This is a genomic window from Legionella lytica (assembly GCF_044626755.1).
In the GTDB taxonomy this organism is placed as follows: Bacteria; Pseudomonadota; Gammaproteobacteria; order Legionellales; family Legionellaceae; genus Legionella; species Legionella lytica_A.
Genome location: NZ_JBGORX010000003.1, coordinates 137,723 through 161,124 on the forward strand (window position 1 = coordinate 137,723; position 23,402 = coordinate 161,124).

The window sequence follows — 23,402 nt, forward strand, 5'->3', positions numbered from 1 at the left end:
GCCTTTATTGTACATCCACTTCATTAGTTTAGTTGAATTTATTAATAGTAGGCAATTTTAATGAGGCTAATGTATTCTTACAATGATTTAATTGGTAATGTTATTCGAACTTTTAAACCGCCTTCTAATGAGTTACTTAGAGCGATATCACCTTGATGCATTTGGATAATTTCGCGGGCAATAGTTAATCCTAAACCGGTACCGCCAGTGCTACGTGAGCGAGATTGCTCCCCACGATAGAAGGGGAGAAACACTTGCTCTAACTCGATTTCCGGCAGGCCTGGGCCTTTATCCATAATGGTGATTTGAATTTGCTGAGGTAATGGTTGCTGCAAGTGGATTGTTGCTTGAACCCCATAATGTACTGCATTATTAATTAGATTACTTAAGGCGCGTTTTAATAAGTTCACCGAGCCTGAGTAAATCAATTTAGAGCAGTCGCTCGTAAAATGCACCTGATAATTTAACTCTAAGGCATCATCTCTTAATGAGGACAGCAGCGCGACCAAATCAAAACGTTGTGGTTTTTCTTCATGATTAATGTCACGAAAATAATCTAAGGTTTCCTGAATCATCAGTTCCATCTCATTAATATCCGCACTAATCTTGGCATAGTGGGGATTATTGGTCAGATATTCCGTTCTCAGTTTCAATCGGGTTAATGGGGTGCGTAAATCATGGGAAATAGCGGTCACAACGCGAGTGCGGTTAGCTAAAAGTTTATTTACTTTTTCTTGCAGGTCGTTAATTTTTTTAAAAATGGCTTTTTGATCAGAGTTTCCCGTCAGAGGGATGGGCAGCCAATTGTCTTGGTTTTCATTGTAACTTAGGCTTTGGATTAAGGTTTGAATAGGTTGGTTTAATGTTCTTACGGCCCAATAATTAAGCAGTATTAAGGCACCTAATAAAATAAGTAAGAGGCTGATAATAAAACTTAGTTGATTCGATACGGGAGGAATCATACTGACATTGAGCCAGGCATTTTCTTGGATGAATAAAGAAAACTCCAGTTTTTTATTTTGCTTCATCAGATTGAACAAGACAGGAGCCTTTAAGGTTAACAATGCATTTTGCTCATATACGGGGGTAGGTGATAGGCTAATTTCAGACCAGCGAGAATGGCGATGTTGCAGAATGGAGGGCCAACTGGATTGCGGGCTTTTTTGCAATTGATTCACTAGGCGCGTTAATGAGCGTATGGCATTAGCAGAAACAAAGGAATGGCTGTGGGCGTAATATTGTCCTAATTGCAGCAGCGCAAAGCCAATGATGAGATTACCAAGGACCAAGCCCAGCAGTGTTTTTTTCGCAGTGCTAGTTAACTGGCTCATAACATATCGACCTTCGTTTTAAATTGATAACCACCGCCACGAATGGTTAATAGGATTTGCGGATTGCGGGGATCGACTTCGATCTTTTTACGCAAACGACCAATTAATACATCGATGGTGCGATCCTGCGAATCAAAATGCTTATCGTATAAAAGATCCATCAGTTGATCGCGGCTTAAGATGCGTCCAGGATGCTCTAAAAAAATAAGCAATAATTCATATTCGCGTTGACTGAGGGGAATAGCAACCGCATCTTGGTCGATCAATGCGTGGGTGTTGCGATCGAGAATCCAGCTTTCAAAGTGGATTTGTTGCAGGGGAGCGAGTTTTTTGCGCTCTTCACTTAATTCACCTTGGGTACGCCTTAACTGTGCTTTGACTCGTGCTAAAAGCTCACGAGCGCTAAAGGGTTTGGAGATGTAATCATCTGCACCTAACTCCAGCCCGGCCACTTTATCGGCAATGCTGTTGGCGGCACTGAGCATGATAATGGGCATGCTGTATGTTTGACGAATTATTTGGCAGAGTTGCAGGCCATCCATTCCCGGCAGCATGATGTCGAGAATCACCAGATCAAAATTATGTTCTCGCACCAGTTGCTTGAGCATCAGCCCATTTAATGCACAGGTGGTACGAAAACCATTTTTAATCAGATAATCGTTGATTAAATCAATGATTTCTTGATCGTCATCAATAATCAAAATATGGTGTTTTTTGCTATTCATGCAGGGCCTACAGCTAGGGTAGGAAGTCTTTGATTTATTGTAACAACATTGTTACAAGAAACAATCCATTTGTCATATTCCTATTACATTGGCCCATTACACTTAGCAATGAGAGTTAAATAATAGGAGAAAAAAATGAATATTAAACGTTTGCTACTTGTTAATAGTTGCGCCTTCGCATTAGTCGGGGCTTCAGTCGTCTTTGCGCAAGCTTCAACCGCGAATGGGGAGAAAGAGGCACAAAAACAAGAGCAATGCGCTAAATTTAAATCACTTTCTACAGAACAACGTGCGCAATTGCAGGCGATAAGAAAAAGTATGCGTACTGACATGAAACCATTAATTAGCGAAAAACGTGCCTTAAGAGCGCAAATCAAGACGGCAATTACCACACCTAATGCCCAATGGAATAATGTTGAAGCTTTGGTGGCGAAAAGTAATGAAGTGAATAATAAAATCACGATGATTGTTGCTAAAAGTCGATTTGATGCATTTCAAAAAGCAGGGGTGTTGATGCCTTTCAGGCATCATCATAAATGCCATCATGACAATAAGGCTGCTCAGTAGCGCTAAGCTTTTTTGGTACGCTCTTTCTTTGAATTACCGTGGCCACGCCACGGTAATTCGACATTCCTTAAGGCATCTTGCTGCGCCAATGCTACTTTAGTTCAACCACAATAACCTTTATGGGATGCTCGCTCACATTTTCATCGGTATGCAATTCACCGGGCACATCTTTGAGCAAATAATAAGCCTGATCCTTTTCTAGCTCAAGATAATGTACCTGCCCCTTATTATTGGTAATCTTTAGTTTGCCTGAAGTTAACGCGATGAGGGTCCGATCATGCTCATGGCGATGCATGGCTAAGATTTGCTCTTTATTGGGATAAATCAAAGTTTTCCACACCTGAACCTTGTTATTTGCGAGTATGGGAATACGGTGAGTGGTATTAGCATGGGCTAAATACGAAATTAACATCAGAATTAATACAGTAAGTTGACGCATCTTTTTTCACCCTTTTAGCAAAATAAAAGAAAACTATAATACAAACTTGTGTTGAAGTGTATCCGTAACTACCTGTTGAATGAGCGGGGTCAATTTATCATACATCGTTGCTTTATAAGAGGTGGTTCGCCAAACCACACCAATTTCTCTATAAGCTTGTTTTTTGGTTAAGGGCAGGGCAATTAACTTCGTTCCATTAAGAATCCCGCTATTAATGGCCAGGGTGGGTAAAAAGGTAATTCCGGGCTGATGATTGACCATTTGAATTAAGGTATGCAAGCTGGTGGCAAAGAAATGATTAATTTGTTTACTGTCTTTCAATTCACAGGCTTGCAAAGCATGTCCTGTCAGGCAATGTTCTTTTTCCAGCAGAAAGACACTGTTTTCAGGTAAATTGTTGATTTCTGGATCAAGGTTTTGCTGTTGCCAGGTTTTGGGTAAAACTAATTGGAAATAATCTTTCCCCACGATACGCGTATGCAGATCTGGGGTAGGGTAAGGCAGGGCCAGGATTACCATATCGAGCTTGCCCTCGCTTAAAAGTTTTAATGCATTTTCAGTGGTATCTTCTCTAATAAAGAGCGTTAAGTCCGGATAGCGTTCCTGACACAGAGTGTGCAGACCATTTAATATAAAGGGAGCAATCGTAGGAATAATTCCCAAGTAAAAGTTGCCTTGCATCATTTTTCCCTGGGTCATTGCATAATCGACTAAGGCATCACTTTGCTCAAGCAGTGCGCGGCTACGCTTGACAATTTCTTCACCCACTGGGGTGAACAAAAAGGTTTTGTGATCGCGTTCTAAAAGCTGTACTTCAAGGGTTTCCTCAAGATTAGTAATGGCTGCACTTAGGGTGGATTGACTAATAAAGCAAGCTGCGGCGGCACGACCAAAATGCTGATGCTCATAAAGGCTTAGCAAATAATGTAACTGTTTTAGATTGGTTAACTTTCTCATCGCTTTTTCCGATTAAATACATCTGTTTTATTCATTTTAAATAATTATACACCATCACTATACTAAAAGAGTAACCCGTAATGAGGAGATGATTATGTTAACTGTTGGCCAAAAAATACCTGAGTTTTCTGTAGTGGCGGTAAAACCTGGTTTCAATAACCATGAGGAAAATGGGCTAAGTGCTTTCGAAATAATTACCGAGCAAAGTTTTGCGGGTAAATGGAAAGTAGTTTATTTCTACCCTAAGGATTTCACTTTTGTATGCCCAACAGAAATTGTGGAGTTTGCTCGATTAAACGCTGAGTTTAATGATCGTGATGCAGTTGTCTTAGGAGGCAGTACCGATAATGAGTTTGTAAAACTGGCATGGCGTAGGGAGCATAAAGACTTACATGCCCTCGATCAGTACAGCTTTGCGGACGTGAATGGAAAATTAACCGATGGCTTAGGAGTTCGTGATGCGGAAAGCGGTTGTGCGCTTAGGGCGACTTTTATTATTGACCCTAATAATGTCATCCAACATGTCAGCGTTAATTCCTTAAACGTAGGTCGTAATCCACAAGAGGTCTTACGTATTTTGGATGCATTACAAACTGATGAGCTCTGTCCTTGTAATCGCCCTGTGGGTGGGGATACATTGTAACAAAGCCGAGCAAACTGGATTATAGCGAGGGCCCACTGCTAGGCTTAACCGCCTAGCCTACATGAATAGAATTCAATACCACGAGTAATGAGAGGTTATTATGTCTATCGAAGAATTAAAACAAAGTATTCCTGATTATGCTAAAGACATACGTCTTAACCTGAGTAACCTATTTGGGAATATCGTGCAAACGGCTTTAACCGAAAGGCAATTTTACGGGGTTAGCTTGGCTATTGCATACAGCCTTAAAAATAAACAAATACTCGAGGCGATTTTAGCAGAAGGAGAGACACATATAACCTCAGAATTACACCAAGCTGCAAAAATAGCTGCAACATTGATGGCCATGAATAATGTGTACTATCGTGCGATCCATTTGGCAGGCAATAAAGAGTTGTCATTGCTACCTGCTAATTTACGTATGAATGCGATGGCAAATCCTGGAGTGCCTAAAGCAGATTTTGAGTTGTTTGCTCTCGCCGTATCCGCTTTAAATGGGTGTGGGATGTGCATTCACTCTCATGTGGCCCAACTAAGTGAGGAGGGAATAAGTATGCTGGCGATTCAAGCGTCTTTACGTATTGCTGCCGTGCTTAATGCAGCAGCTTTAGCGTTAACTCTTGAGTAATACGGAGTTTTCTCCTCAACTAGCCCGTATTATGACATGGTCTATACGGGCTAGTCATTGAGTCTTGCTTTATACCAATCTTTGCCCTCCACTAATCGGGCCACCATCATGCTGCCCACGGTATTACAGGTAACATTAAGCATGGTGGCTAATGGGTCAATAATGATGCTGATGGCTGCAATCGCAATTAAAACCGAAGGGGGAAAGCCATAGACACTTAATATGAGTAACTCCCCTAGCATTCCACCACTAGGAATGGCCCCCATGACTGTACCCACTAATAAAGAAACGCCTACGGCTGTAAGTAATACACTGGCACCCGAAAAGTCCCAATGAAAAATCCCAAACAAAAAGGCAATTTTAAAAACGCCCCCAATAACAGAACCTTCTTTATGGATGATCGTGCCTAAGGGAATCAGCGTTTCATAAATCTCAGGGGAAATACGCATTTTTTTCGCAGCCATTAAGTTGGCGGGAATACTTGCGGCGCTGCTGCAGGTAGCAACCGAGGTGACTGAGGGGAGGAAAATTGCACGCCAAAATAATTTCACGCCTGGCATTTTTCCAGCGATGTAGGCGTACACCGTAAAGCCCAGCACAAAGTATAATAATGTATAAAAATAATAAAGGCCTGCAATGCGCAGATAACTTTCCATTAACCGGGGGCCTAGCTCATTGATTAGCACCGCAAAGTAGGCAAAAAAACCTATGGGTGCGTAATACATGATTAAGGTGAAAACCCGCATGAAAATTTCTTCGCCTGCCTGCAAAAAGTCAATAAACACTTGCCCCTTCTCACTGAGGTGTGAGGTGGAAATGCCTACTAAAACAGAAAATACAATTAAGGCTAAAATATGTTGATGAGACAGCAGGTGACTAAAATCTTTTACCGTAAAGATGCCGGCAATTTGGCTACTGATACTTGCGGTATTGGCTTGCGTCGTCGTTGCTAGTGGCAAGGTAATCCCTTGGGCTGGGGGGAACATTTTAACTACAAACAGGGCATAAATGGCGGCGATTAAACTGGTAAAAAGAAAGACTATAGCCATATTAAAAATGATTTTACCCAGCTTGCCTATTGAGCCAAGTCGCGCAATGGCAGAAGTCACACTGAAAAAAATTAAAGGCACAATGGCGGTGAAAATCAGATTTAGAAAAATTTCGCCAAAAGGTTTCAAATAAGGCGTGATGAAACCAAGGTAATAGCCGGTCAATCCTCCCAGTAGAATAGAGGAAATTAAAATAAAAGGAAAAAAATAAGTTCCCAGAATTTTTTTTGCTGCAGCCATGTAGTGATTTCCTTCAGTTTTCGGCAGAGGTTTTTAAGGTTGGTATTTTATACCCAAGGTAGTGCAAATGCTATTTTTACACTTTAAGAAGGACGAATTGCAACTAAAGGGAATATTTTGCGCAAATATGGAACAATTGTTATTGCCTTAAATGTTTACATGCTGTATAATTCGTGCTGCCTACATAATTAAACCGAGAGGGTACTTATGCCTGCTATTGACGTTGTTCGTTACACGCCATCTGAGTTAAAATTCTGGGATATTACATTACAAAACAATCAAAATTTTATTAATAATTATATCACTCGTATTCAGCAATATCAGCTTGTATTAACTCCCTTTGAAGAGCAATTAAAACTCTTAGACCAGACTCTCAATGAAACGCTTGCAGCATTAAATTCGAATACTGGTGTATCTTTGGATATGTCAGCTTATCTTAATCCAAACTATCACCCTCCTCGACATGGCGACCACAATACTAATTATCGAATTATTGAGTTACAACGCCACTTAGGCTCTTTGGATCAGCAAAGAAAAGCCCTTGTTAATGATATGCGCCCTTATCAAAATAACATTAGCACGGTAACTCAAGAGCTGAATAAATTACTCGTACAGAATGAGCAGATACAGCAACAGATCGAATCTGCAAGGGCATTCTTAAACGTCTTAGTCTCTAATCCACGTACTCTCGTAATGGATTTACGCGAGAAATTACTCGCGGTGGTAAGTGCTTATGAAGATAAGCATATGAGCAACCAATCATTGGCTGTTCGTAGCTGTTTGCACGCAATTCATAGTGGCTTACCTTCATTAATTTTCGATGTAGCTGATATCAAAACGCAGCAGGAAAATTATTTACGCTTGTGTGGCTTTGTAGCCGATATGTATTCTCGAGTACAACGAGAAAATAAAAATGATGTTTTTCTCAGCACTCTGGCTGAGGTTATTAATACAACCCATTTAGATCCACAAGAAGATCTTTTAGATGAACTAAACATTCCATGGAATGCTATGTCTTGGTTTCGTGCTGCGACAAAAGGACAGCCTCACATTTTTGCTATTACTGAGTCTGACTTATACAGCGATGAAGTGCAGAGGTATCAGCAAACGATGAATCGCTTATTGAGTAATTCGTTAGTGCAAGCCACCTATTTACAACAGAGTATTAGACGAAGCGCTGAAGCGATTGATATTGAGATCTGTGAAAAGCTGCGTCGAAATGAACCGATTGACTATCATTTTTATATCTGTTTGGCTAATACCTTAACGCAGTTGCATTATGACAGCAGTAATTTACGTGCGACAGAGCGCCTGCACCATATAGCAGAGCAAGCAACCGGCACCTCATCAGTAGGTAAGAAACTGTTAGGCGCTTTAATGGTTGTTTTAGGGGCAATGATGGTCATTACCAGTCTTGCCGCCTTTGCATCTTCCCTTGGTAGCACTTCTGCTCTTAGTGCTTGGGGTAGTGCTTTCGGACTTCACCTTATCCAAACTCAGGTTGCTGCTCTTACTTTGAGTTGTACTATCACTGCGGCAGTGGGTAGCGGGCTTACATTTTGGGGGGCTCGTACGGTAAATGCCAGTGCTCGACAAGGTTTGTCACAAGATTTGATGGATACTTATGATGCTGCATTGACGCATGCAGGCCCTACAGCTCCTTTGGCTGATGAGCAACCTACATACTATGTTCAACCGATGTATCACTAATTTCCTCATTGCCAGCTTTAATTAAGCCCTATAATCTATTGAATGAAACAAGAGATTATAGGGCTTCATATCGTCACTTAAATTTTCATAGGAAATGAAAATGCAAGAGAAACAAAACTATTTTTTTAGATCCCGGACGTTAAAAAATACATCAAATTATCAGGAATATGGGATTCAAATTCCTTCTCCTGCCGATATTCAACAAATGCATGAAATGCCTGCTGGTGCCCAAGAGGATCAATATCAGCGCTTAACGAATATGGCGGAAATAATACAACAAATCCAGTCACAGCATTCCTCGTTACCCCTTATCAATACCGATCAAATTACCCTCCCTGAATCGTGGAGTAAGGTCTTTACAGCAATTAAAGAGGGGGATAAGGTTGCAGCACTTAGGTACTTAAGCCAAATTTCGGTACGGGATATAGTGTTACAGGCCTTACTCACTACCCATTCCTTTACCTACTTGCAAAGGCTAGTGCATGATTGTATTGAGGCAAGAGCAAGTGGTGTTCTGGCTTTAGATAATGACGTAGTAATAACACCAGGAGCGTTTGAAGTTCTGATTAAGGATCTGGCTACCACTTTATCTCTGGGCGCAAAATTTCATTTTTCTTTTGGTTTACCCAGCCATCATGCATTTAAAAATGAGGGCAGTGGTTTTTGTATCCTGGATAAAACTGAAATTTTAATTAAATACATGGCATTAACCAATCCAAATTTAAATTTTCTGGTGATTGGAACGGATGTTAACCGCGATAATGGGTTAGGCGATGATTTAATCACTGCGGGTGATCAATTGTCGGTTTGCCATGTGGATATTTTTGATTCACGGGTCTATCCTAGGCAAGATCATTCTTTTATCCAAAAAAACTTGAGATTTGCCGGTGAACAAATAAAAGAAGGAATTAATCGTTGGCGCAATGGTTGGGCGCAATATTTAGCGGTAGATTTAAGATTTACTTCCCGTCAAAACCAAGAGCTCCATCCTGCTCTGGCCTTTGCCATAAACCAAATGGAAGAACAGCTTGCTAAGGCCCAAAAAGACAAACAGCAAATCATGATTTTCTTACCCAGCGGCTGGGACTCTCACGAGGATGAAACGGCCTATTGCGGTAAATACATTGGCAACCGCATGATGAGTAAACTCGAGGCCAAAAAACAACGCTTCAGTGATGCGGATATGACTACCTTTTATGAGAAAATATTTGATTTGTATCATGAGCATAAAAAATTAATTGCTGGAGTCTATTGGGGCTTAGAGGGAGGCTATCATCGCCCTATGTATGAAAAGCAAATAACCCTGCTTATGAATCAGGTGATTCACAAATTAGTAAAGGAAGAAACCAGTAATCCTGATGCCGACCAGCAGCATCACGGATTTTCGGGCAAATAAGTACATCTGTTGAATCCTCGTATTGCACCAGATTGGCTGGGCCTTGTAAGGCCCCCGCATCCGCAGTGACAGAATTACTTATGCTTAGCTTTTTAATTGCTGGTAATAACTTAATGCCTTCGCTCTTGCTTCTTTATGATGAATAATGGGCTTTGGGTAGTTGCTCTGCGCATAAATTTTTCCAGCATGGGGCGACTCCCATGGAGCATGAATGGATTGACTGTCTAATTGAGAAAGCTCTGGCACCCATTGCCGAATATAGCTGCCCTCAGGATCAAATTTTTGACTTTGTAATACCGGATTGAAAATACGAAAATAAGGTGCCGCATCAACCCCACAACCCGCAACCCACTGCCAACTGGCACTATTATTGGCCAGGTCCGCATCCACCAGAGTATCTAAAAACCAAGCTGCACCTAAACGCCAATCAATCAGCAGTCCCTTGGTAAGGAAGGAAGCCACAATCATACGTATACGATTGTGCATGTAACCGGTTGCCCATAACTCTCGCATGCCCGCATCAATAATGGGATATCCTGTTAATCCTTTCTGCCAGCAGCTTAATAACTGCTTTTCATTGTGCCAAGGAAATGCATTAAATTCAGCTTTAAAGTGTTCATGGGGAAGTTTGGGGAAATGATAGAGTAGATAAATGGAAAACTCTCTCCAGCCTAACTCGCTGAGGAAATGTTCGGCGGAGGCGATATCACAATCGGGCTCAAGTTTAGCTAATTCAATAGCACGTACAATGATTGCTGGGCTGATTTCGCCAAAATGTAAGTGAGGAGATAAATGCGACGTTGCGTTTTTTATTGGGTAGTCGCGATTTTTTTTATAAGCGTGGAGGTGATACTCGATAAACTCATGAAGTTTGTGTTGTGCACCGTCTTCTCCTGGTGTCCAATAATCGCTAAATCGTGAAGCCCAATTGAGTTTGGGTAATAAGCCCCATTGCTCAAGCTCATCGCTTTGCAGATCCAGCCCACTAGGTTGGGAGCTTAAATGCATGGGCGGTTGCATAATAAGGCTTTGTTTGCAGTGCGTCCAATAGGGAGTAAACACTTTAAAATAGTCACCGCTTTTATTTTTTATCGTCCATGGTTCGTGCAGTACGCTTCCATTGGAACTGTGTACTTCAATACCTTGCTCCAATAGGGTTGCTTTAATTTGTTTATCTCGAGCAATCACTTTGGGTTCATAACAGCGATTCCAAAATACCGCACTGATGGGAAGCGTCTTGAGTAAATTTAATATTATCTCTAGGGGTTCACCTTTATAAAGCAGGAGATTTAACCCCCGCTGTTTTAAAGAGCCACTTAACGAGTTAATACTATGATGCAGCCACCAGGCTTGAGCCTCTCCTAAAACGCTGTTTTTTTCATCATAAATATACAGCGGAATTACCACAGTATGTTGGGTACAGGCTTCGATAAATGCAGGATTATCGTTTAATCTTAAATCTTGGCGAAACCAGACTAAAGCAATAGTCATATCAATCTCACGAAAAAGGATACGGCGTTTGTCATCCTGAATGCCGCAAGCATTCCTGGGATGACGTACTGTTTTTAATACTAGGGTAAATAATAATAAGGATTAGGTAATTTATATCCTTTTTCAGCATACCCACCTTTTATATCACTATACTGATCCCCAATCGTTGCAATAATGGTATAGCCTTGTTGAGTAATTAGTTCGCGAGTCCGGGATTTAAATGGAATAATGGATTTTTGCTCATAACCACTGGGACGCAAATAAAGGCCTGCCCATTTATGATAACCTGCACGATGTAAGTTTTTTATGGTTGCGTGGGTTTCAGGTTGACGCCTTCCAGTGATAAAGAATACGTTCACTCCATGTTGTATCGCATTATTATAGAGACTGAGAGTCGGTTTAATTGCAGGGGAGCTCGCTGCCATGACCTCTTGATGAAACTGGGCTTTTGTTCCTGTAAAATCACGTTTAATCATATATTTATAATTAGATAAACTGGTTTCGTCTATATCTAAAATAATTGCTAGCTTTTTGGGGTTTTGTCTTTTTGCATTCATGCGCGCTTGCTGATTAATAAAATGCTGAGCTTTAGCAACCACTTGCGCTAAATCGTTCTCATAACGGCCTGAATCATGGTATTGTTTTAGTTCGTTTTTTACCCAGGTTAAGTTTGGCGGTTCTGCATAAGTTGTTGCGGTAACGGTAAGAGCGGAACAAAAAGCTAAGGCTGTGAGGGGTAATTTTTTGAGGAGTCGCTTCATTTAAATACCTATGTTTTATCGATGGCGGCATTATACGCAAGATAGTTAATAATTTGGTAGTACAAACCTGCGTAAAATGCAGCGTTTTTGTATTTCCTCAGTTATAATGCGCGTTTATTTTGTTTAAATTGCCAAGGCCATGCATTTAAAGCAATTGAAATTAGCGGGTTTTAAATCCTTTGTCGATCCTACGGTGGTGTATTTTCCAAGTCAGTTGGTTGCCGTAGTGGGTCCTAATGGTTGTGGAAAATCCAACATCATTGATGCCGTACGTTGGGTTATGGGGGAGAGCTCTGCCCGTAATTTACGTGGCGAGTCCATGACGGATGTTATTTTCAATGGCTCTTCCCATCGGAAACCAGTCGGACAGGCTTCCGTCGAATTAGTTTTTGACAATAGCCTTGGACGCTTAACCGGGCCATTCGCCAGCTATGGTGAAATTGCGGTAAAGCGGGTGGTCACGCGGGATGGCGATTCTTCTTATTATTTAAATGGCAGTCGTTGTCGTCGCAAAGACATTACCGATATTTTTCTAGGTACTGGAGCGGGGGCACGTGGTTATTCCATTATTGGTCAGGGTACCATTTCCCAATTGATTGAAGCACGTCCGGAAGATTTACGTGTTTTTCTTGAAGAAGCGGCTGGGGTTTCTAAATACAAGGAACGTCGCAAAGAAACGCTACAGCGTATCGCCCATACCCGCGAAAATCTTACTCGTGTGGCCGATATTCGTGACGAATTAGATAAGCAATTGCAGCGCCTGGAGCGCCAGGCTAAAGCGGCCGAACGCTATCTTATTCTGAAAGATGAAGAGCAACTATGTCGTGCGGAAATCTTAGCTTTGAAATGGCGTGATTTTGTCGCACAGCAGCAGGTGAAACAGCACGAATTACACGATTTAGCAGTGAGGCATGCCGAACAGCAAAGTCTTTTGACTAAGGCTAATACCGAGCGCGTGGTCCTCAATGAGAAACTCCATGATGCCGATGAGCAAACCCAACAAATACAGGCAACCTTTTATCAGTTGGGGACGGAAATTGCGCGTTTAGAAGAAACCATTCAGCAACAGGCTCGTGAAAAAAAACGTTTGGAACACGATCAGCAGCAAATGCAAGATGATTGGCAGGTTGCAGAAGAACAATTAAAGCAAGATCAAGATGAGTTGCAACAGTGCCAACAAAAAGCGGTAAGTCTTGATGTGCAATTAACTAAATTACGAACTCAGTTTAAAGAGCAAGAAGGGCGCTCGCAGGAAACCCAAAAGCAACAGACTCAATGGGATATGCGTTGGCAAGAAGTGCAGGCGCAAGCGAATAACTTGAAAAGAGAGTTTCAAGTGGCGCAAGTCCATGCGCAGCATTTGCAGCAAAAACAACAACAAACCTTAGTGCGCTTGGAAAAGCTGCACTTAGAACAAGAATCCATCTCTATTACTGAATTACAGCAAACCCGCAATGATTTAGAACAACAGCGGGAAAAATTGGTAGAAAATCACCAATTTGATGAAGCACAATTAAAGCAATGCCAAGAACATTCCAATCAATTAAGGTCGAAGTTACAAGAAACAGAACAGCAATTGCATCAATTGCAAGATGAGTTTCATCGAGCGAACAGCGAACATGCTGCCTTGCAAGCGGCCCAGCGTGCTGCCAGACAAGGAATGCAAACGAATCAAAATGGTATTAGTGCCTGGACCGACAAGCCGCGCTTAATGGATGTGCTGCAGGCAGAACCCAAATGGCAAGTAGCTTGTGAACGTGTACTGGATGAGGCGCTGCACGCTTATGTTTTGGAAACCTTTGAGGAATTATGGCCGCAACGAGAACTTTGTGAACGTCAAGGGGAAAATATTGTTACATTGCGCGCAGTTACCGAAAAAACTACGACGCGTCCTCGCCTCCTTGATAAAATACAAGGCACCCTGCCCGCCCATGTCCATCCTTTAGAGCATATTTTTACCGCAGAACATTTTGATGAAGCATTAAGCTGGTTGCCGGAATTGGCTGAGTACCAATCGATTATTACGCCTGATGGTTTCTGGCTAGGTCAAGGTTGGGTTAAATTTGTTCCAGCTAAGGAGCAGGATGAGTTAGGCTTACTCGCACGGCAACAGAAAATAACTGATCTAACTCAGGTTGTTAGTTCACTCGAGCACCAAATTGCCACGTTAAGAAAACAGCGTGATGAATATCATCAAGAGGTGCAAAACAGTATTAAAGATATTGAGCTGCAGCAACTGAACGTGAACTCTTCTAATGAGGCATTAAGAACCAACAGTGCTGCCTTAAGCACCAATGAGCAGGGCATACTGCATGCTGAAAAACTTGCAGCCACCTTGGCGAATGAATGTGAAGAGTTGCAGATGGTTCTGGAAGAGACTGTTGCTGAGCACATGGGCATTAACGAGCGCTTGCAGGAATTAGAAGGGCAATGTCACGAGTCTGAATTGCAGCACGAGCAATGCCTGTATGAAAAGCAAGAATGGCTCAATGCTTTAGCCTCGCACAATAAGCAGTTGGAAGACGTTCGCATGGCTTTACATCATGCAGAAATAGAGCAGGATCGGGAAAAAAATAAAATACAGCAATTAGGCGATCGTATTGCTCGTGAACAGGAACGCTTGGATATTCTTCAAGAACGCTTGGAAAACCTGGCTTTACTCTGCTTACAATCGGAAAATCCCGGTTCCGAACTCAAAGAGCAATTAGAACACCTACTACTGCAACAAGCTGAAGTGGAAATGCAATTAACCATGAGCCGTGAACAGCAGGCCCAATTGCGTATGGATCTTGAAGGTCTTGAGAACAATATTTTAAATTGTGATCTTGAAGTCAAGCGGGTGCAAGAGTTAATTGGACACGCCCGCATGGAAGAACAAGCTTTAGCGGTTCGTGCCAGTTCTGTACAAGAGTCCTTGGATGAATCTGGTTTACAAGCTCAGGCTGTGCTAGAACACCTTCCTCAAGGTATCAGCCAAGGAATGCGCGAAGATGAGCTGCTGGCCTTGACGGATAAAATTAAACGTTTAGGGGCGATTAACTTAGCCGCCATCGAAGAGTTTGCCAGCGAACAACAACGTAAAGTTTATTTAGATGAGCAGCATAATGATTTGTGCGAAGCTTTAGCCACCCTTGAAACTGCCATTGAAAAGATGGATAAGGAAACTCGAGTACGTCTTGAAAATACCTTTGATGAAGTAAATACTTCATTTAAGGCACTTTTCCCACGGCTTTTTGGTGGTGGCCGCGCACAACTCGAATTAACTTGTGATAATTTACTAGAAGCTGGTATTGTAGTAATGGCACAGCCACCTGGAAAACGAAATAGTACGATTCATTTATTATCCGGTGGGGAAAAAGCGATGACGGCAGTGGCTTTAGTATTTGCTATTTTCCAGTTAAATCCTTCACCATTTTGTATGTTGGATGAGGTAGATGCACCTTTAGATGATGTTAACGTAGGGCGTTTTTGCGCTATGGTAAAAGAGATGTCACAATACGTACAGTTCCTTTTTATTACACATAATAAAGTAACGATGGAGTTGGCAGATCATTTGATGGGGGTAACTATGCGTGAACCTGGTGTTTCTCGCTTGGTTGCTGTTGATGTAAGACAAGCTTTGGCTATGGAGTAAAGAATGCAGGCAAATTGGAGTTTAATTCTTAATGTCCTGTTGTTGATTGGGGTAATTGTTGCCATTGGGCGCTTAATGAAGGCTCGTAGACAGGGCTTAAACACAGTACGACAACCGAAACCGAGTAGGGGACGAGCAGAGCCTAACCCTGCTTATGATGGGCCAAGTTATAATAATGATGACATCATTGCTGTACGGAAATTAAATGCTGAATCTGCGGCCGCAGAGAAAGTAAAAAACAACGCTACCCCATCGCAACCTCGCTTAATGCCTGAAGATGAAGAGGCTGTTTTAAATACGGACACGCAAACAACACCCAGAGTTGATTTAGGGCAGGTTGATGCATGTGAGCAAGAACCTGTTGAAGAAGCGACCGGCCCAACACACATGATGTTTTTACTGGCGAAGGAAAGCAGACAGTTTGCCGGATATGAGTTATTACAAACGGTTTTAGCTGCAGGATTACGTTTCGGTGATAATGGCTTATTTCATCGCCATCAATTTACTAACGGTGATGGCCCGATTATATGCAGCTTAGCTGCCGCAACGGCGACGGGTATTTTTGATTTACAGAATATCGGTGCATTTTCTGTTCGCGGTTTGTGTCTTTATATGCAGGCAACGAATAATCCTAAGATTGATGCTCAACGTTTTGCTACGATGTTGGATACCGCGAAACAATTAAGCGATGGCTTAGATGCACATTTACTCGATGAACAACGCCGTCCTTTAACGGAGGAACGTATAGCACGTTATCAGCAGGCACTGAACTTGAACCATCTTGATGCCGCGTTAGCTTAGAAAAATCCAATGTACCGCGGCTTGTCTGCGGTATTCTGTTTTAATCCAGGCAAAATTTTGAATTCTATTGCGAAATTGTAGCCCGTATTAGCGCAAGTAATACGGCTACGATTCTCATTCTCCTTCCCGCGGGAAGTAACTAAAATTACGGCTTCCTACAATACCCCTTGAACTCCAAGCTAAAGTGTTAGTACACTAGACTTTTGGTCTTTCCTTACTAATATGAATTTAAATACAGTTGCTGCATTACTTACTCAATCATGTCAGATTAATGCTGAAGTTACCGGTATTTGCACTGATAGTCGCGAAATAAAACAGGGAAATGTGTTTGTTGCGATTCAGGGTGACAATTTTGACGGACATGGATTCATTAAAGAGGTTGAAGCAAAGGGGGCCTTGGCCGCTATTGTTAAGCATGCAGTGGGCGGGGTGAGTATCCCTCAGTTTGTAGTGCCAGACCCACTGCAGGCTTTAGCTAAAATTGCGGCGGCTCATCGTCAAGATATTCATTGTCCCGTTATTGCCTTAACGGGTTCGAATGGTAAAACCACGACTAAGGAAATGATCGCGGCTATCTTGCCTGCACCCTCGCATGCCACTAAAGGCAACTTAAACAACCATATTGGCGCTCCCTTAAGCGTCTTACAGCTCAATAACCAACACCGCTATGCTGTTTTTGAGTTGGGAGCAAACCATCCTGGGGAAATTGCACATACCGTAGCAATTGTTCATCCCGATGTAACCCTAATTAATAACATTGCACCCGCGCATGTCGAAGGCTTTGGCTCCATTGATGGCGTTGCTCATGCTAAAGGCGAAATTCATCAAGGCCTTGCAACAGCCGGTACTGCTGTAATTAACGATGATGACAGCTATGCTCATTTTTGGGATGAGTTATTAACGCATAAAAAAGTATTACGTTTTTCAATCGAACATCCTGCCGATGTTTATGCACAAGATATTCGTTTAGATGCTCGAGGATGCGGACAATTCTCATTAATTCTGCCTAATGGACGAGCGGATATCCAATTAAATGTTCCTGGGATGCACAATATACGTAATGCTTTGGCTGCTGCTGCCTGTTGCTATGCGATAGGCATTACGATTAAAGATATTCAACAGGGTCTCACTAATTTTGGCGGTGTGAAAGGACGCTTAACCGTACTGTCTGGTAAAAATGAATCGATTATCATTGATGACACTTATAATGCTAATTTACGTTCTGTTCTGGCTGCTTTAGAGGTTTTAGCTGAGCGTCCAGGTAAAAAGATTTTTGTTTTTGGCGATATGGGTGAATTAGGTACTTGGGCTACCCAACATCATCAAGAAGTAGGGCTTGCCGCGCGTCATTTAGGCATCGATTTATTACTGAGTTGTGGTGCATTTAGCAAATTGGCAGCCGAATCATTTGGCTCCGGTGGAAAGCACTTTGAGAATCAGGAACTTCTGGTTGAAAGTTTAGTCAACGAGTTGTCTTCTGATACAGTTGTCTTGGTAAAAGGATCACGATCCAGCGCGATGGAAAAAATAGTGAATAAACTGCTTAATTGATACGGCCGGAGTGTGATATGCTTGGCCACTTTTTTTTCATGCCTTGAAAGTCGTTGATTGTCGTGAGTATTCACCTGTGGTGGTAATTTAAGGAAACTGTGGTCTTGATGTAGGGCTCTTGCTCAGCGTGCTTGAATCAGACTTTGCTCCTCTATTATGCGTTGCTAATACGGACTACAGTTTCTTAGCTTGCAGTGTTTAGGTGAATGCTTACGTTTTTGCGTATGATGCAATACGATAGATCTTAAGGTGCTATTCTAACAAGAGGAACAACAACATGCTCTACTGGCTAACGCAGTTATTTCAAGGACAATATCATGCGTTACGTGTGTTTCAATATTTAACGTTTAGATCCATTTTGGCAGCATTAACTGCATTGATCGTAGGTTTAGTTTGTGGGCCTTATACCATTCGCTGGTTACGCAACATGCAAATTGGTCAGATGGTTCGTGACGACGGTCCTCAGTCGCATTTGTCAAAGGCAGGCACCCCAACCATGGGCGGGATTTTGATTCTGCTTGCGGTTACTGTAAGTTGTTTGCTCTGGGGAGATTTGCAACAGTCTAGCTTATGGCTGGTATTGCTCGTGACTTTAGGTAATGGAATTGTCGGCTGGGTCGATGATTATCGCAAATTAGTTCTAAAAAATAGTAAAGGATTGCCCGGGCGTTGGAAGTATTTTTGGCAGTCGGTGATCGCCATTATTGCGGTAGTTTATTTGTATATGAACGCTACCTTACCTGTACATACCCAATTAACCGTACCATTTTTTAAATCAGTGACTATTGGCCTGGGCGTTTTTTTTCCAATTCTGGCTTATTTTGTTATTGTCGGTAGCTCAAATGCAGTAAATCTGACTGATGGTTTAGATGGTTTAGCCATTATGCCAATCGTCATGGTAGCTGGGGCTTTAGGGATTTTTGCCTATGCTTCCAGTAATGCGGTGCATGCTCATTACTTAGGAATACCCTTTGTTCCGAATGAAGGTGAACTAACCATTTTCTGTGCATCCATTGTGGGCGCAGGACTTGGTTTCCTTTGGTACAATAGTTATCCCGCTCAGTTATTCATGGGAGATGTGGGTTCTTTAGCCCTAGGCGCGGCTTTAGGGATTGTCGCAATCGTAGTGCGTCAAGAATTAGTATTGCTGTTGATGGGCGGTTTGTTTGTGATTGAAACGATTTCGGTAATTTTACAGGTGGGTTACTTTAAATACACCCATGGCAAGCGTTTATTCCGAATGGCACCACTGCATCATCATTTTGAATTAAAAGGTTGGTCTGAGCCAAAGATAATCGTACGTTTTTGGATTATCACTGTTGTATTTGTGTTATGCGGATTGGCTACTTTAAAACTTCGATAGACAAGGTGCATTCATGAAACATCCTCTATATTTAGTTGCAGGGTTAGGTAAAACAGGGCTTTCAGTAGCACGTTATTTACAGAGAAATAACAAGCCGTTTGTTGCTTTTGATACGCGGCCACAAGCCCCTAATTTAGTTGAATTTGCTGCTGAATTTCCGGAGGCCAATGTTTATACGCAACAGCTTCCTGAGGAAGTGCTTGGGCAATTAACAGATATTATTGCCAGCCCCGGATTAGCCTTAGATATGCCTTTTTTAAATCAAGCACGTGCTGCGGGCATTCCTATTTACGGTGATATTGAATGCTTGGCACGTGAAATCCATGCTCCAGTGATTGCGATCACCGGAACTAATGGCAAGTCCACTGTAACTACTTTAGTCGGGGAAATGGCCAAGGCCGCCGGCTTTAAGGTCGCCGTTGCTGGCAATATTGGCTCCCCAGTATTGGATATGCTTGATGATGAACATCAGTATGATTTATGGGTTTTAGAGCTCTCGAGCTTTCAGTTGGATTTAACGCATTCCTTAAAACCGGTTGCGGCAACTATCCTTAACGTTTCGCCAGATCACTTAGATAGACATCATACGATGGAAGCTTACATCGCTGCCAAACAACGTGTGTATCACCATGCCGAGGTATCGTTGTACAATCGTGAAGATGAGCACACTGTGCCTGCATTATCAGCACACTCCATTTCTTTTGGTCAAGATACACCTACAGCGGGAAATTGGGGATTAATTAATCAAGACGGAAAAATTTATTTAGCTAAAGGAACTACTTGCATTTTGGCTGCAGAGTCTGTATTAATCAAAGGAGTACATAATTGGCTCAATGCTTTGGCCGCATGTGCTTTAGCTGATGCTGCAGGGATTGCGCAGTCGCACATTATACACGTACTCACTATGTTCTCTGGTTTATCCCATCGTTGTCAGTGGGTGCGAACCCTCGATGGGGTCGAATGGATAAATGATTCCAAAGGAACAAATATCGGTGCGACAATCTCTGCGATTAATGGAATAGGAGGTTCTATGCAAGGAAGGATTGTGCTTATTGCGGGGGGACAAGGAAAGGGAGCTGATTTTACTGAATTGGCACAACCCATCGCAGATTTTGTTCGTTCGATTGTTTTGATTGGTGAAGATGCCGATAAAATTGAGGCGGCTTTGGCTGATGTGGTTCCAATCGCACGCGCATCTTCATTAGACAATGCAGTGGCGGTCGCTAAAATGCAGGCTAAACCTGGAGATGTCGTGTTATTATCTCCAGCGTGCGCCAGTTTGGATATGTTCCGTGATTTTAATCATCGCGGAGAATTATTTACTTCTCTTGTATGTGGGCTTTAGGGCATGAAACCAAGACACGTTAATCAAAGAGGTAAACCTGTAAGCAAACCCATTTCTCTTTATGACAAGTGGTTGATTAGCGTTGTCATTGGTTTATTGATTATTGGCTTGATGATGGTTGCATCAAGCTCAGTCATGATTTCAACTAAATATTTTCATCAACCCTTTCATTTTTTAATTCGTCAGGCCTGTTATTTATTTGCCGGCTTAATGCTTGCCTTAATCGTGGTGCGTACGGACAGCAGCTTTTGGGAACGTATTAGTGGTCCCTTGCTCATGGTCTGTTTGTTTATGTTGCTCATCGTATTAATTCCTGGCATTGGAAAAATGGTAAATGGCAGTCGCCGTTGGTTATCGGTTGGACCAATAGGGGTGCAAGTTTCTGAGATTGCAAAACTTACCATGATTTTTTACCTCGCAGGCTACCTGGTTCGCCAGCAAAAAGCAGTAAGTGAGAGTATTTTAGGTTTCATCAAGCCTATGGTGGTCTTGGGGGTGGTTTCCGTATTACTGTTACGTGAGCCTGATTTTGGCGCAACCGTGGTGATCTCTGGCACGGTTATGGCTATGTTATTTCTTGCTGGCGTTAAATTACGGTATTATATAGGGCTATTGCTCATCGTTATGGCGGCATTGGCATTCTTAGCGGTTTCTTCCCCTTACCGACTTGCCCGCTTAACCGCATTTTTAGATCCCTGGGCCGATCAGTATAATAGTGGCTATCAGTTGACGCAGTCATTAATTGCCTTTGGGCGTGGTGGCTGGTTTGGTGCAGGGCTCGGGGAGAGTATTCAGAAGTTATTATATCTACCTGAAGCACACACCGACTTTTTGTTCGCAGTATTGGCAGAAGAGTTAGGTTTAATAGGCATTTTGATGGTCATTGCCTTGTATAGTATTTTGGTTATTCGTGGTCTGACGATTGCGTACAATGCGTTTTTGCAGGAACGGTTTTTTGCATCATATACAGCTTATGGTTTGACCTTTTGGTTAGGGCTGCAAGCAACTATTAATATGGGGGTAAATTCAGGTTTACTCCCTACAAAAGGGTTAACTTTACCACTGATGAGTTACGGTGGTGCAAGTATGGTAATTAATTGTGTGGTCGTAGCATTATTATTGCGAATTGATCATGAAAATCGTTGGCAGGCTTTAGGATTAAAACCACTGTCAGCATAAGGGGGAATTGTGAGTTATTCAGGACCATTTATATCTCCAAGGATGGGGCGTGTTGAACAAATTCATTTTGTTGGAATTGGTGGTGTGGGTATGTGTGGTATTGCTGAGGTCTTACATAATCAGGGATATCGCATCACTGGCTCTGATGCAGGTGAAAGCAGCACGGTACAACGATTAAAATCTTTAGGCATTCCGGTTTATCTGGGCCATGAGGCAGAGCATATTCAAGGGGCTGATGTTGTTGTACGCTCCTCCGCCGTAGGTATGGATAATCCTGAAGTTGCAGCAGCGCGCGAACAGATGATTCCGGTCATACCCCGTGCGGCAATGTTGGCAGAATTAATGCGTTTTCGTCATGGCATTGCGGTGGCCGGAACGCACGGTAAGACAACCACCACGAGTTTGGTCAGTAGCTTATTGGCAGAAGGGGGCTTAGATCCCAGCTTCGTTATTGGCGGTAAATTAAATAGCGCAGGGGTGAATGCCAAGCTGGGCCAGTCACCTTATTTCGTTGTTGAAGCTGACGAGAGCGATGCCTCATTTTTATTCCTCAAGCCTATGATGGCAATTGTCACCAATATTGATGCTGATCACATGAGCACCTATGATGATAATTTTGATAAGTTGAGAACCACATTCCTGGAATTCTTACATCATTTACCATTCTATGGTCTTGCCGTAGTATGCGTGGATGATCCTGAGGTTCGAGGTATCGTACCCCAAATTGAACGTCCTACCTTAACTTATGGATTTAGTGATGATGCTCATTATCGCGCCGTTGATTGGACTCAGAATGAATTAATTAGTGAATTTACAGTAATTCGCCCTGCACCCCATGCCGTGCTCAATATTCGCTTCCAATATCCAGGACGTCATAATGTATTAAATGCTCTAGCAGCTATTGCCATTGCAACTGAATTAGGTGTTGACGATGCAGCCATTAAGAGTGCTCTTGCTAAGTTCCAAGGAGTAGGGCGTCGTTTTCAAATGTTGGGTGAAAAGCATTTTGAGCGTGGTTCAGCATTGATCGTTGATGATTATGGTCATCATCCCCAAGAAATTTTATCAACCATTGACGCATTTCGCCGTGTGTGGCCGAATAAACGTTTAGTGCATGTGTTCCAGCCTCATCGTTATTCAAGAACACAGTCTTTGCATGATCAATTTGTCGATGTATTAAAATTGTCAGATAAATTATTTTTATTTGATATTTATTCTGCTGGTGAAGCAGCTATTCCTGGAATTAGCAGTGAAAGCTTAGCGCAAAAAATCGAAAGCTCTGAAAAAAATGTGACTTTAGTGAATGAGCGCTCGCTTAAGGCTATGCTGGATGAATTTATCCAAGATGGTGATGTTATTCTAATGCAAGGCGCTGGGAATATTGGTCAAATTGCAGTGAACCTGATGAAAGAAGAACTGTAAAAAGCGATGATGAGTAGTACTGAAAAAGAGTGTAAGCGAGTTGCAGAATCTAAAGGCACTTTGCTTTAGAATGAATCTTTGGCAGAATACACCGCCGGCGTAGTGGCGGGACAGCCGTCAAGCTGGATAAGCCGGCAAATACTACTGATTTGGCTTTGTTTTTTACGTAA

At 42.2% G+C, this 23,402-nt stretch carries 19 protein-coding genes; 12 read left to right on the top strand and 7 right to left on the bottom strand.

What is annotated here, in order from left to right; all coding sequences use genetic code 11:
• Positions 1-77 precede the first annotated feature (77 nt).
• Both ACD661_RS10315 and ACD661_RS10320 read right to left on the bottom strand, forming a co-directional pair.
• Positions 78-1,331, bottom strand: a complete 1,254-nt coding sequence (locus ACD661_RS10315; protein ID WP_400187775.1) for a sensor histidine kinase — start codon at positions 1,329-1,331, stop codon at positions 78-80.
• Positions 1,328-2,056 (bottom strand): response regulator transcription factor, encoded by a 729-nt coding sequence (locus ACD661_RS10320; protein WP_400187776.1) that lies wholly within the window; start codon positions 2,054-2,056, stop codon positions 1,328-1,330. Before ACD661_RS10320 ends, ACD661_RS10315 begins: the two co-directional genes overlap by 4 nt.
• A 135-nt stretch (positions 2,057-2,191) precedes the next feature.
• On the opposite strand from ACD661_RS10320, the gene ACD661_RS10325 reads away from it, so the two are divergent.
• On the top strand, positions 2,192-2,623 hold the full coding sequence (locus tag ACD661_RS10325; RefSeq protein WP_400187777.1) for a Spy/CpxP family protein refolding chaperone: 432 nt from the start codon (positions 2,192-2,194) through the stop codon (positions 2,621-2,623).
• 91 nt (positions 2,624-2,714) lie between these two features.
• Here ACD661_RS10325 and ACD661_RS10330 read toward each other — a convergent pair whose 3' ends face one another.
• Positions 2,715-3,062, bottom strand: a complete 348-nt coding sequence (locus ACD661_RS10330; RefSeq protein WP_400187778.1) for a cupin domain-containing protein — start codon at positions 3,060-3,062, stop codon at positions 2,715-2,717.
• Between the two features lie 33 nt (positions 3,063-3,095).
• Positions 3,096-4,019, bottom strand: coding sequence for a hydrogen peroxide-inducible genes activator (locus ACD661_RS10335; protein ID WP_400187779.1), 924 nt, complete (start codon positions 4,017-4,019; stop codon positions 3,096-3,098).
• Positions 4,020-4,113: 94 nt separating this feature from the next.
• On the opposite strand from ACD661_RS10335, the gene ACD661_RS10340 reads away from it, so the two are divergent.
• Together ACD661_RS10340 and ACD661_RS10345 are read left to right on the top strand one after the other, a co-directional pair.
• Entirely contained in the window at positions 4,114-4,662 is a 549-nt protein-coding gene (locus ACD661_RS10340; protein WP_400187780.1) for a peroxiredoxin, read from the top strand.
• 100 nt (positions 4,663-4,762) lie between these two features.
• Positions 4,763-5,290 (top strand): carboxymuconolactone decarboxylase family protein, encoded by a 528-nt coding sequence (locus ACD661_RS10345; RefSeq protein WP_400187781.1) that lies wholly within the window; start codon positions 4,763-4,765, stop codon positions 5,288-5,290.
• A gap of 50 nt (positions 5,291-5,340) precedes the next feature.
• Here ACD661_RS10345 and ACD661_RS10350 read toward each other — a convergent pair whose 3' ends face one another.
• Positions 5,341-6,579: a dicarboxylate/amino acid:cation symporter gene (locus ACD661_RS10350; RefSeq protein ID WP_400187782.1), complete on the bottom strand. Its 1,239-nt coding sequence runs from the start codon at positions 6,577-6,579 to the stop codon at positions 5,341-5,343.
• A 207-nt stretch (positions 6,580-6,786) separates the two neighbouring features.
• Here ACD661_RS10350 and ACD661_RS10355 point away from each other — a divergent pair, with 207 nt between their 5' ends.
• A complete protein-coding gene (locus ACD661_RS10355; protein WP_400187783.1) occupies positions 6,787-8,289 on the top strand; it encodes a hypothetical protein in 1,503 nt (500 codons plus the stop codon).
• 100 nt (positions 8,290-8,389) lie between these two features.
• A complete protein-coding gene (locus ACD661_RS10360) occupies positions 8,390-9,685 on the top strand; it encodes an acetylpolyamine aminohydrolase (protein ID WP_400187784.1) in 1,296 nt (431 codons plus the stop codon).
• Positions 9,686-9,769: 84 nt separating this feature from the next.
• On the opposite strand, the gene ACD661_RS10365 is transcribed toward ACD661_RS10360, so the two are convergent.
• Together ACD661_RS10365 and ACD661_RS10370 are read right to left on the bottom strand one after the other, a co-directional pair.
• Complete coding sequence (locus ACD661_RS10365; protein ID WP_400187785.1) at positions 9,770-11,176, bottom strand: cryptochrome/photolyase family protein; 1,407 nt, start codon at positions 11,174-11,176, stop codon at positions 9,770-9,772.
• Between the two features lie 80 nt (positions 11,177-11,256).
• On the bottom strand, positions 11,257-11,937 hold the full coding sequence (locus ACD661_RS10370) for an HAD family acid phosphatase (protein WP_400187786.1): 681 nt from the start codon (positions 11,935-11,937) through the stop codon (positions 11,257-11,259).
• 139 nt (positions 11,938-12,076) lie between these two features.
• Between ACD661_RS10370 and smc the strand changes: the two genes are divergently transcribed.
• The 7 genes from smc (at position 12,077) to murC (ending at position 23,232) form a co-directional block, all read left to right on the top strand.
• Positions 12,077-15,571, top strand: coding sequence for a chromosome segregation protein SMC (gene smc / locus ACD661_RS10375; RefSeq protein ID WP_400187787.1), 3,495 nt, complete (start codon positions 12,077-12,079; stop codon positions 15,569-15,571).
• Between the two features lie 3 nt (positions 15,572-15,574).
• A complete protein-coding gene (locus tag ACD661_RS10380) occupies positions 15,575-16,372 on the top strand; it encodes a cell division protein ZipA C-terminal FtsZ-binding domain-containing protein (RefSeq protein ID WP_400187788.1) in 798 nt (265 codons plus the stop codon).
• Positions 16,373-16,594: 222 nt separating this feature from the next.
• Positions 16,595-17,923: a UDP-N-acetylmuramoyl-tripeptide--D-alanyl-D-alanine ligase gene (locus ACD661_RS10385; protein ID WP_400187789.1), complete on the top strand. Its 1,329-nt coding sequence runs from the start codon at positions 16,595-16,597 to the stop codon at positions 17,921-17,923.
• Between the two features lie 277 nt (positions 17,924-18,200).
• On the top strand, positions 18,201-19,286 hold the full coding sequence (mraY, locus tag ACD661_RS10390; protein ID WP_400187790.1) for a phospho-N-acetylmuramoyl-pentapeptide-transferase: 1,086 nt from the start codon (positions 18,201-18,203) through the stop codon (positions 19,284-19,286).
• 13 nt (positions 19,287-19,299) lie between these two features.
• Positions 19,300-20,631, top strand: coding sequence for a UDP-N-acetylmuramoyl-L-alanine--D-glutamate ligase (murD, locus tag ACD661_RS10395; RefSeq protein ID WP_400187791.1), 1,332 nt, complete (start codon positions 19,300-19,302; stop codon positions 20,629-20,631).
• A 3-nt stretch (positions 20,632-20,634) separates the two neighbouring features.
• Positions 20,635-21,810 carry a putative lipid II flippase FtsW gene (gene ftsW / locus ACD661_RS10400; protein WP_400187792.1) on the top strand — a complete coding sequence of 392 codons (1,176 nt, stop codon included), beginning with the start codon at positions 20,635-20,637 and terminating at the stop codon, positions 21,808-21,810.
• 42 nt (positions 21,811-21,852) lie between these two features.
• Positions 21,853-23,232 carry a UDP-N-acetylmuramate--L-alanine ligase gene (gene murC / locus ACD661_RS10405; protein ID WP_400187901.1) on the top strand — a complete coding sequence of 460 codons (1,380 nt, stop codon included), beginning with the start codon at positions 21,853-21,855 and terminating at the stop codon, positions 23,230-23,232.
• The last annotated feature ends 170 nt before the right edge of the window (positions 23,233-23,402 follow it).